Source organism: Brachyspira catarrhinii, from assembly GCF_005518285.1.
GTDB classification, from domain to species: domain Bacteria; phylum Spirochaetota; class Brachyspiria; order Brachyspirales; family Brachyspiraceae; genus Brachyspira; species Brachyspira catarrhinii.
This window is the reverse complement of the sequence record NZ_SJDU01000053.1, coordinates 1-9,943: the sequence shown is the minus strand read 5'-3', so window position 1 is coordinate 9,943 and position 9,943 is coordinate 1. Positions and strand designations below refer to the sequence as shown.

The 9,943-nt window shown below is 29.0% G+C and carries 7 protein-coding genes and 2 pseudogenes; 1 reads left to right on the top strand and 8 read right to left on the bottom strand.

All coding sequences use genetic code 11. The features are described from left to right. Nucleotides 1-542: 542 nt before the first annotated feature. Nucleotides 543-2,840, top strand: coding sequence for a heavy metal translocating P-type ATPase (locus tag EZH24_RS03405; protein ID WP_137997727.1), 2,298 nt, complete (start codon nucleotides 543-545; stop codon nucleotides 2,838-2,840). A gap of 110 nt (nucleotides 2,841-2,950) precedes the next feature. Here the strand turns inward: EZH24_RS03405 and rpsR are convergent, their stop codons facing one another. The 8 genes and pseudogenes from rpsR to EZH24_RS13985 all read right to left on the bottom strand — a co-directional run. Beyond that, a complete protein-coding gene (rpsR, locus tag EZH24_RS15365) occupies nucleotides 2,951-3,385 on the bottom strand; it encodes a 30S ribosomal protein S18 (RefSeq protein ID WP_137997726.1) in 435 nt (144 codons plus the stop codon). A gap of 40 nt (nucleotides 3,386-3,425) precedes the next feature. After that, the gene (locus tag EZH24_RS03395) at nucleotides 3,426-3,857 is read right to left on the bottom strand and encodes a single-stranded DNA-binding protein (protein ID WP_137997725.1); all 432 of its coding nucleotides are present in this window, start codon (nucleotides 3,855-3,857) and stop codon (nucleotides 3,426-3,428) included. Further along, on the bottom strand, nucleotides 3,838-4,248 hold the full coding sequence (gene rpsF / locus EZH24_RS03390; protein ID WP_137997724.1) for a 30S ribosomal protein S6: 411 nt from the start codon (nucleotides 4,246-4,248) through the stop codon (nucleotides 3,838-3,840). The genes EZH24_RS03395 and rpsF overlap by 20 nt, the downstream gene beginning before the upstream one ends. 126 nt (nucleotides 4,249-4,374) lie before the next feature. Continuing rightward, nucleotides 4,375-6,924 (bottom strand): polysaccharide pyruvyl transferase family protein, encoded by a 2,550-nt coding sequence (locus EZH24_RS03385; RefSeq protein WP_137997723.1) that lies wholly within the window; start codon nucleotides 6,922-6,924, stop codon nucleotides 4,375-4,377. A gap of 77 nt (nucleotides 6,925-7,001) precedes the next feature. After that, nucleotides 7,002-8,591 (bottom strand): annotated as a pseudogene (locus EZH24_RS15290) (glycosyltransferase). A 49-nt stretch (nucleotides 8,592-8,640) separates the two neighbouring features. Beyond that, nucleotides 8,641-9,000 carry a DUF4422 domain-containing protein gene (locus EZH24_RS15285; RefSeq protein ID WP_137997720.1) on the bottom strand — a complete coding sequence of 120 codons (360 nt, stop codon included), beginning with the start codon at nucleotides 8,998-9,000 and terminating at the stop codon, nucleotides 8,641-8,643. A 125-nt stretch (nucleotides 9,001-9,125) separates the two neighbouring features. Beyond that, a complete protein-coding gene (locus tag EZH24_RS03365; RefSeq protein ID WP_137997719.1) occupies nucleotides 9,126-9,455 on the bottom strand; it encodes a PD-(D/E)XK nuclease family transposase in 330 nt (109 codons plus the stop codon). Nucleotides 9,456-9,675: 220 nt separating this feature from the next. Beyond that, nucleotides 9,676-9,943, bottom strand: a pseudogene (locus tag EZH24_RS13985) (Rpn family recombination-promoting nuclease/putative transposase); the annotation flags it as partial.

The window sequence follows — 9,943 nt, the reverse complement described above, 5'->3', positions numbered from 1 at the left end:
CCTCATACTTTATTTCTAATTCCATCTTTTTTATACCAATATGAAAATTAATTCCCTTCTTCACTATAAAAACCGCTTCGCTTAAAAGTGCTTTTATTTTATTATTTAATCTATTTATATAATAACAAATTTTATAAATTTGTCAACTACTTTCCACTTACTAAATTGTCATTGCGAGCGTGAGTGAAGCAATCCAATCCTTATAACAATGTGGCTTCAGCCCATTGTTGTCAGAAAAAGCGCTTTTCCCTATTTGGATTACTTCAGTCGTTTTACTCCTTCGTAATGACTTCTCTATAACTTCTCTTTATTCAATCTATATATAATATAACAAACTTATAAAAAAGTCAAGTAAAAATTATATAATTTTTTTATAAAAATATCGACTTATAAATTTAAAACTTTAATAATATACATATAGTATAAAATAAATAAATTTTGACAAATAAAATCATTATGTTATAATTGTTAGATAACTTTAACAATTATTAAAAATTAAAGAAAAATTAATAATTATAAAAAATTATTTTTAGGATACAAAAATGAAAATGACATTAAGAATCGGCGGGATGCATTGCGCCGCATGTTCGAGAGCGGTTGAAAGAGCTTTGAAAAAAACCGAAGGAGTTGAATCGGCTGCAGTTAATATAGCGACAGAAAAAGCAGTTTTGGTATTTGACGACAAAAAATTAAAATATAAAGATATTGTAAATACGATAGTAAAAGCGGGTTATCAAGTCGTGGGAAAAGAAGAAGATATTTCGGAGAAAAAAGCGAAAGAAATTAAAGAACAAAAAATAAGATTGATAATTTCCGCAATATTTTCTATTCCTTTATTTTATATTTCGATGTCTCCAATGATAAAATTCGTAAAACTTCCGCTGCCAGAAATTTTGTCGCATCATTCAAATCCTCAAATATTTTCGATAGTCGCGATTATATTATGCGTTCCCGTTATGATTTCGGGTTATAAATTTTATACTTTGGGATTTCCAGCTTTATTTAGAGGTTCGCCAAATATGGATTCGCTCGTTGCGATTGGAACTACGGCGTCTTTCGTTTATAGCGTTTATTCGAGTATTTTGTCTTTTATCGGACTGAATCCTCATGGAGATAATTTATATTACGAATCGGCTGCGGTTATAATCACGCTCGTTCAATTTGGAAAATATTTGGAGGCAAGAAGCAAAGGAAAAACGGGAGAGGCGATAAAAAAACTTATGGGACTTCAACCTAAAACTGCAAGAATAATTGAAAACGGCGAAGAAAAAGAAATAAAAATTGAAGATTTAAAAGTTGGAAATATTTTGATAGTTCGCCCTGGAGAAAAAATTCCAATTGATGGAGAGATAATAGAAGGCTACAGTTCGGTTGACGAATCTATGCTTACGGGAGAGAGTATTCCTATAGAAAAAAATATTGGAGATAAAGTAGTCGGCGCTTCGATAAATAAAACGGGAACTTTCAAATTTAAAGCTACAAAAGTCGGAGAAGATACGGCATTGGCTCAAATAATAAAATTAGTGGAAGACGCTCAAGGCTCAAAAGCTCCGATTTCGCATATTGCCGATGTCGTCTCTTCCTACTTCGTCCCAGCGGTTATAACAATTGCTTTAATTTCTGGTATCGCTTGGTTTATCGCCATTCATAATTTTGTTTTTTCTTTAACCGTATTTGTATCGGTTTTGGTTATCGCCTGTCCATGCGCTTTGGGACTTGCCACTCCTACGGCAATAATGGTTGGAACGGGAAAGGGAGCGGAGCTTGGAATTTTATTTAAGAACGCGGAAGCTTTGGAATTGTCTCAAAAAATAAACGCGATTATGTTCGATAAAACGGGAACATTGACGGAAGGCAAACCTTATCTTACCGATATTATTTCAGAAGATAAAAGCGATAAAGAAAGATTATTACTTTTAACCGCAAGCGCGGAAAACGGAAGCGAGCATCCTTTGGGAGAAGCTATAGTTAGAGAAGCGAGAGAAAAAAATATTAATCTTCTGCCGATAGAAAATTTCAAAGCTTTATCGGGATTTGGAATAGACGCTATTATAGACAAAAAAAGAATTTTAATCGGAAATAAAAAATTGATGGAAAAAGAAAATATATCGGTAGAATCTTTTTTTAACGAAACGGAAAAACTTTCAAAAGAAGGAAAAACTCCAATGTATGTAGTCGAAGACGGAAAATTTTTAGGAATAATAGCCTGCGCCGATAAATTGAAAAAAGACAGCGTTGACACGATAAATAGACTTCATAAATTAAATATAAAAACTGTTATGATAACGGGAGACAATAAAAACACGGCAAACGCGATTGCAAACAAAACGGGAATCGATATCGTTCTTTCGGAAGTTTTGCCCGAAGAAAAATCTAACAAAGTGAAAAAACTTCAAGATAAAAATTATATAGTAGCGATGGTTGGAGACGGAATAAACGATGCGCCCGCTTTGACTCAAGCGAATGTGGGAATAGCGATTGGAAGCGGAACGGATGTGGCGATTGAAAGCGCCGATATAGTATTGGTAAAATCGAAAACAAAAGATGTTGTGACGGCTATAGAATTAAGCAAGGCGACTATGCGAGACATTAAACAGAATCTTTTTTGGGCTTTTTGTTATAATGTTTTGGGAATTCCAGTGGCAGCGGGATTATTGCATATATTTAGAGAAAGTTTGATTGATTCGGTAATCGGAAATTTTTTAGTGGCGATAATGGGAGAAGATTTGCTCTTAAATCCCATATTTGCGGCGCTTGCAATGAGTTTAAGTTCGGTTTGCGTTGTGACGAACGCTTTGAGATTAAATTTTTTCAAGGCGAGTAAAAAATGGAAACGATAAATTAAAAGGTTATAAATATTTTGACAATTAGATTATTTATTATTTTATTAAATAAAAAAGAGCTATTATTATTCATAATAGCCCTTTTATACAAGAAACTTAAATTTTGATTAATATCTCGTTTCATAAGGCAAAAGCGCTATATTTCTCGCCCTTTTTATAGCCTTCGTCACCATTCTTTGATGCTTTGCGCAAGTTCCGTTTAGTCGTTTTGGAACGATTTTTCCGCTTTCTTTGACATATCTTTTCAAAAGTTTCATGTCTTTATAATCGACAATATCTATATCGTTCTTGCAGAAAAAACAGAATTTCTTTTTGAAATATCTTCTTCTTGGATTATTTTGAAAGTTAATATCCTTTTCGTCCGAATTTCTATCTCTGTAATAATGCCTTCTTCCGCCTCTGTATCTTTCCTCTTCTCCGCTATTTTCCGAATTGTTTTCAAAATTTTCGCTACTTTCGACATTTTGAATATCGTTATTTTCAAAATTATTTTCAGTATTTTCATTTTCTTTATTTTCTAAATCGTTATTTTCTAATTCCATTTTTATTCTCCTAAAAATTTATTCTAAAAACTTAAACTAATCAAAACGGCACTTCGTCATCGTCCGAAAAACCGCCCAAATCCACATCCGCTCCGCTTGGCGTAGTAGGAGTATAAGTTGCATCCATATTATTAACGCCTCCTCCCGCAGAACCGAGCATTTGCATAGATTGCATAATTATTCTAACTTTCGACCTCGTGGCGTTTGTGTCTTTATCTTGCCATCTGTCCTGTCTCAAAGTTCCGCTAATCGCCACTTGCTTTCCTTTGGTAAGATATTTTGCAACCGTTTCCGCCATTTTCCCAAAAGCCACAACATCAAAATAATTCACTTCGGTAGAATTTTTACTGCTCATATAATAATTATTCGCTATTGAAAATTCAACGACAGCGCTTCCGCTCGGCAAATATTTCGACTCGGGGTCTTTCGTAAGCCTTCCTATCAACATTATATTATTTAAATCTGAAGCCATAAGATTCCTCTTCTTCGTTATTAGAATTATTATATTCTCTAATTCGTTTTTCTCTCCATTCCGCTCTTCTTTTTCTTCTCTCAGCTTTTTTGCTATCTTCCTTCTCAACGATTTCGTCAAGTCGAACGATTATAAATCTTAAAATGCTAAGTTCATAACGCAATTCTTTTTCGATAGCCTCCAAACTTTTTCCATCGCATCTGAAATGGTAATAATAATACTTGCCTTGATTTACTTTGCGAATCGGATAACTTAAAGTATAAACGCCGTAATCGGATTCGTCAAATATTTCGGCATTGTAGTTGTGAAAAATCGCTTTGATATGCTCTTTCGCTTTTTGATGCAGAGAATCGTTTATCTCCGTCACAAATAGAATCTCATATTCTTTCATTTTTTTAACTCCTTGGACAAAGCCTATTTAATTTTTACATTATCAATAATAAATTTTAATAATCATTAAATAAGCGAAGTAATTTTTTATTTTTTAATATTGTATATTATTTAAATAAAATGTCAACTATTTATCAAAGAATTTACTTCTAAATTCATCCCTCCACTTTCTAATCGGTATCCACCAAGCCAACTTATTAACTCTTTCCTCATTCATCCTAAACGAAATCTTAATTCCAAAGAAATAAAATATTAAATATTCTTTAGTATTATATATTCCAAATAATTTTATCCAATTTTGTTTTTCATTAATCTTATTTATTAAACTATCATTCAATTTGTAGATATTATTCATTAAATCGCTATTCAATTCTTTTAAATTATTATTGATATTATTTTGCAAATCAGAGTTTCTATTTTGTAAATTAATTATTTCGTTATTCGCTTCTTTTAATTTCAAATCTAAAGAATCGTTCTCGTAAATCAAATATTCAATTATTGATAATTGCGGAGTTATTTTCTTATCTCTTTTATTTTCTAAAGCGTTTTTAAGCCAAAGAATAGCTCTCTCTTTTTCTTTATTAATTATTTCAAAAGTTTCAGTATAATCTATTTTTTCAAACAAATCTTTTTTATTTTTCAATTCGTCAAAATTATTTATAATCCTGTTTTGCAATTTCAATTCTTCAAAAAGCGCGTATCTGCTTTCGCCTCTTCCCTTATTCAAAAACGATATAAATTGTTTCTTGAATATTGTAGAAAAGCATGTTCCATGAAAAGAATCGGTTATTACAAAATCGGCGTTTTTCATTATATAAAGAAAATCTTCAACTTCTCTGAAAAAATTACCGCCAGCGTCTATGGTTTCAATATCAAGTTTTTCGGATATATATTTTACCGCTTCATCTTTTTCTTCGTTTGGGTCTAAAAAATAATACGCCAATTTTCCTTTATGATTCAATGAAGAATCGGCAATAATTTTATCCCATTCTTCATAATCCAAAATAAATACAGGTTCTATAACTTGCTCGACATTTTCTATATTAAATAATCTCTTCACTAAATCTATAGCGTCTTTTTCTCTCACGGAAATATGGTCAAATCTGCTTAAATCATAACTCGTCATTAATCTATTTTTATAATCGCCGTAATAATCGTTTCTGCCATAACTTGACGCAAACGAAATTAAATTTTTATCCAAATTTGCAAAACTTAAATAATAAATATTTTTTATTCCATCATCTTTAATGCCTTCAGGACTCCAATAATATTCGGCACCATAGCAGAATATTTGGTCGCTTCCCGCAATGAAAATATCCATTTTATTATTTAATTCGCCCATTTCATTTTTATTTTGATAAGGCTTTGTGAAAGTAAAATATTTTTTATAAAACTTTTTATTGGACAGGTTTATATGTTTAACTGACTTTGGCAAAAAGAAAACAAGCGTAGCATCATAACCCAATTTTTCTAAATTATTATAAATAGAATATGTGTTCAATATACTGCCGTAATTTGTATTCCCATTAAAACCTACCAAACCGACATCCGCTTTACCATCCAAAAAATGACGAACGACTTTATTGAAATCGAATAATTTTAATTTCTTTAAAAATATATCTCTATTGTTTATCTTCATGTTTCTTTTTTCAAATAATCCGTAAGAGTTGCATGTCTCTTTTATAAAATTTAAGGGAATTTCTTTATAAAGAATAATATTTTCATTATGATTAATAATATCTTTTAAAAAGATATCCGATTTAGAATTGTTTGAAAGGATTAAAGAAGTTCCCTTTCTGTCGTCAAGATTTTTATCGTATCTGTCTATATTCCAAAAATCGCCTATGGTTATGTCGCCCACTCTCGGCAATGAAGAAAAAGAACATTTATAGCAGGATTTCCTTGACATTATATGCGAAGAAAAAAATCTGCAATATTCGTTTTGAAAATTATTTCCTCTATAAGAGTCTCCGTTTTCAAAATACACATTCAACTGTAAAGTCCATCCGAAAGACGATTTATCTCTAAATGTAATGTTTTGTATTTTATTATCTGCAAAATTTTCTTTTAAATATTTTTCCCATATTTTAGGCGATTCTGTTGAAGCGCATAATAAATCTACCAAAATCAATTTATCGTAATCTTTCCTCAAATAATTTTTTAATCCCGCGACTTCGCAAGGACATCCGCTGAACAATACATATTTATCTTTATTCAACAATTCTTTTATTTGTTTGAAAATATCTTTTTTATCGCTTTGAACATATTTTGAGCCTCGCAATTTGTCCAAGTCTTCTTTTTTGTCGATTATGATATGCTCGACTTTCCAATTTTCATTTTTATTGAAAGCAACTCCGCAAACGAAACCGTTTCTTTCAAATATATAATCCGCGAGTATCGTAAACATTCCGCCCGAAGAAGATTTCATTCTTATTTCGTCCGCCGCCTGCATTGCGTAGCATTTAGGAGTTTTTTTATTGTCGAATTCAAAATTTAATTCTGGGCAAACTTTGGAACATAAACCGCAGTTGGTGCATTTTTCGTAGTTTACTATCGGATATAAAAAACCTTCTTCGTCATATTCCATCGTTATGGCGTTAGTCGGGCAAACGGGATAGCACGCGCTACAACCCGAACATTTTTCTTTTTGTAGTATTTCTATACTTTTGTTTTTCATGTTATTTTTTTTGATTTAATCTTGTGTTTCTTTTAAATATCCTATATCTATATAATAACAAATTTATCAATACTTTTTTATTTTTTCAAAGTTATCTTAATTCCAAAAACAGTTAATCTTCTATATTTACCATTCTCATATATAGAAAATATCCTATCTATTTTACTTTCATAAAATTTATTATCTACAAAAATTTTCTTTTTTATCGTTAGTTTAATCCCTAAAATCATTATTGTTATATAATTATTAGAATTTTCTACCGATAAAATAAAATCGGCTATACTAAATCTATTATTAGTAATATTATAATGATTATTAGTAGCATTATTATAAATTATATCTTCATAAAAAGAAGTTTTACGAGCATACTGCCACCAAATATTGGCTAATTCTAATTCTGGAGATTTCCAAGGTTTATAAATATCGCAATAATGTATTATTTTAGGGTTTCTCAAAGCGTTTTTATATGCAATATATGACTTTTCATCAATTTCAATAGCCCAATCTTTAATTTTTAATTGAACTATCCATTCTATATTCCAACTCGTATCTATATATTTTACATCGTCATAAAAAAATCCATTTAATACATCTTGGTCTCCTACCTATATATTTTTTAATTTATCAAGCGTAATATTTATAAGTTTATTAGTAGCGTTTAGCTCTCTCATTTTTTCAAGATTCATAATTAATACGCCAGAATTAAAGTATTTTGTAGAATCTTTTATTCCCATATTATTATTAAAATCTATTTTTTCTTGCCTGATTTTTCTATCTTTTAACCATCTATGCATTTCTATATCTCTAACGGCGCCAAGCGAATTATTTTCCAAATCAATATTATATAAATCTGCAATATCGTCTAAAATAATCAAATCGCAATCCAAATATACTGCTTTATTATATTTTTTTAGTAATTGAGGAATATAATATCTATAAAAAATAGATTCGTTGTAATGATTGATAGTTTTGTTAATATTGCTTAAATATTTATTAGCCAAAACTTTTATATTTATGAATCTTATGCTTATATTATTATGTTTTGATATTTGTAATAAAATTTTATCTTTAAAATGTCGTTTAATTTCTTTTTCAAAAATCAAAATATCATAATTATTGTTTTTATCCGAATGCTCAATTAAAGATTCTATAGCGACTGAAATATATTTAATATAATTATTATCGCTCGAAAAACATACGGTTATATTTTTATCTTTGAATGCTGGTTTTATATCGCATTCCAAATCCGTATTTTCTATAAAGTAAATAGGAAATGATATTAACTCGACTTTTTTGCTATAATTTAAATTAGTAAAATATATACCCGTTAATATTTCGCCTATATATCCCATAGTTCTTTTTTCAAATATTGATGGATTATGAAATTTTATTTTATCTTTAAAATGAAACAAAAAACTAAATATAAACTCGCAATAATCAAAAAATATATCTTTTGGAACAATAAACATATTAGACCAAAAATGCTCTTTACCATTTAAATATTTATCTATATTGCTTAAAATATCTTTTCTGTATTCTTTTATTTCTTCACAAAATCTATCGTAGTTTTGCTCTATAATGTCAAAATTACTATAATAATGATGAACTGTGGAATCGTTAATATTAGAACAAACTATGCCCTTATTTATATCTAATATTCTTAAAATATTATCAATATTTAATCCAAGATTAGCAAGATAGTTTTTATCAAGACTATCATATCCTTATCATATTGCAAAAATCCGCTTTTTTATTTTCTGTATAACTATTATTTAATATAAATAATCTTCTATAATGCATAAAACCAATATAGTCGGGATTTCCCAATTTATCGTAATTTTTCCAAGCCCAATATATTCCCGTAAGCTCGCAATATTCTCTGTTTTTATTCGAAATATTATCTCCCGTATCGTCTCCAATCATATTGTCAATAAGCCAATTATAATCTTCATTTAAGATTTCGCCGTCTTTTGTTTCTTTTTCTTTCAAAGTTCTTCCCAAATGAATAGGAACGAAAATATCATTTTTAAATAAAGTAGTTTTTTTATGATATGCGACTAATATTTTTATTCTCATAATATATTATTATATAACATTTATTTTTTATATCAATTCTTTATTAACATTTTTTATAAAACTATATGTATAATTTATAATTAGATTTTAATTAAATAATTTACATTTACAAATAAATAGTTTTATTATATAATATAATTATGAAAAATAATAAAGATGATATTGAAATAAAAAACTCTATCTAAAAAATTTCTATTTCCGCATAGTTGAAATTCTATAATTACTGTTTTATTGTCTTTTGTTTTCGCTTTAACATCTATTATCGATTCCTTCAAATCAATATTTTCCGATAGATTGAAAGGGTCAATAATTTCTAAGTCTTTAACTTCTTCAAAATTAAAATCGCTCAAAGTTGCGTTGACTAAATCTTCTAATAAGTCTTCGCTTCCGTTTCTGCCGAATAAATATCTGGCAAATAAGTCGCTTAATTTCTTTACTTCAATATTATCTTTCATAAATATAATTATAACAGAATAATTTTATTTGTCAAAATGGTATATATGGTAATATATATAAAATTCATTAAATTCTAATTCATATAGTAGTAATTTGATTTGGAACAATTTTTAAGATAAAAACTAAAAAATTTATAAATTGTTTTGATTAGATTTGAATTAAAATTTTAAAAAATTGTTTGTAATATTTGGAGATAATACGGTAAAATAAAAATTTAAATTAAAGTTTTTCTCCGTCTGGACGCAGTTTGCGAATTTCTTCAAGGGTTAAACCCGTAGCTTTACTTATAGAGGCATCGTCCATATTCATTTGTTTTAGGGTTTTGGCTATTGAGATTGCTTTATTTTCTTCGCCTTCTTTTATGCCTTCTTGTCGTTCTCTCGATAACATCATTTTTTGTCCTACTAAAAATGCGTCTCTTGCGGCGTAGGCTCGCATAAGTTTATCGTCCGAAGTAAATCTTTTGTATTCCTCTATCGCTTTTGTC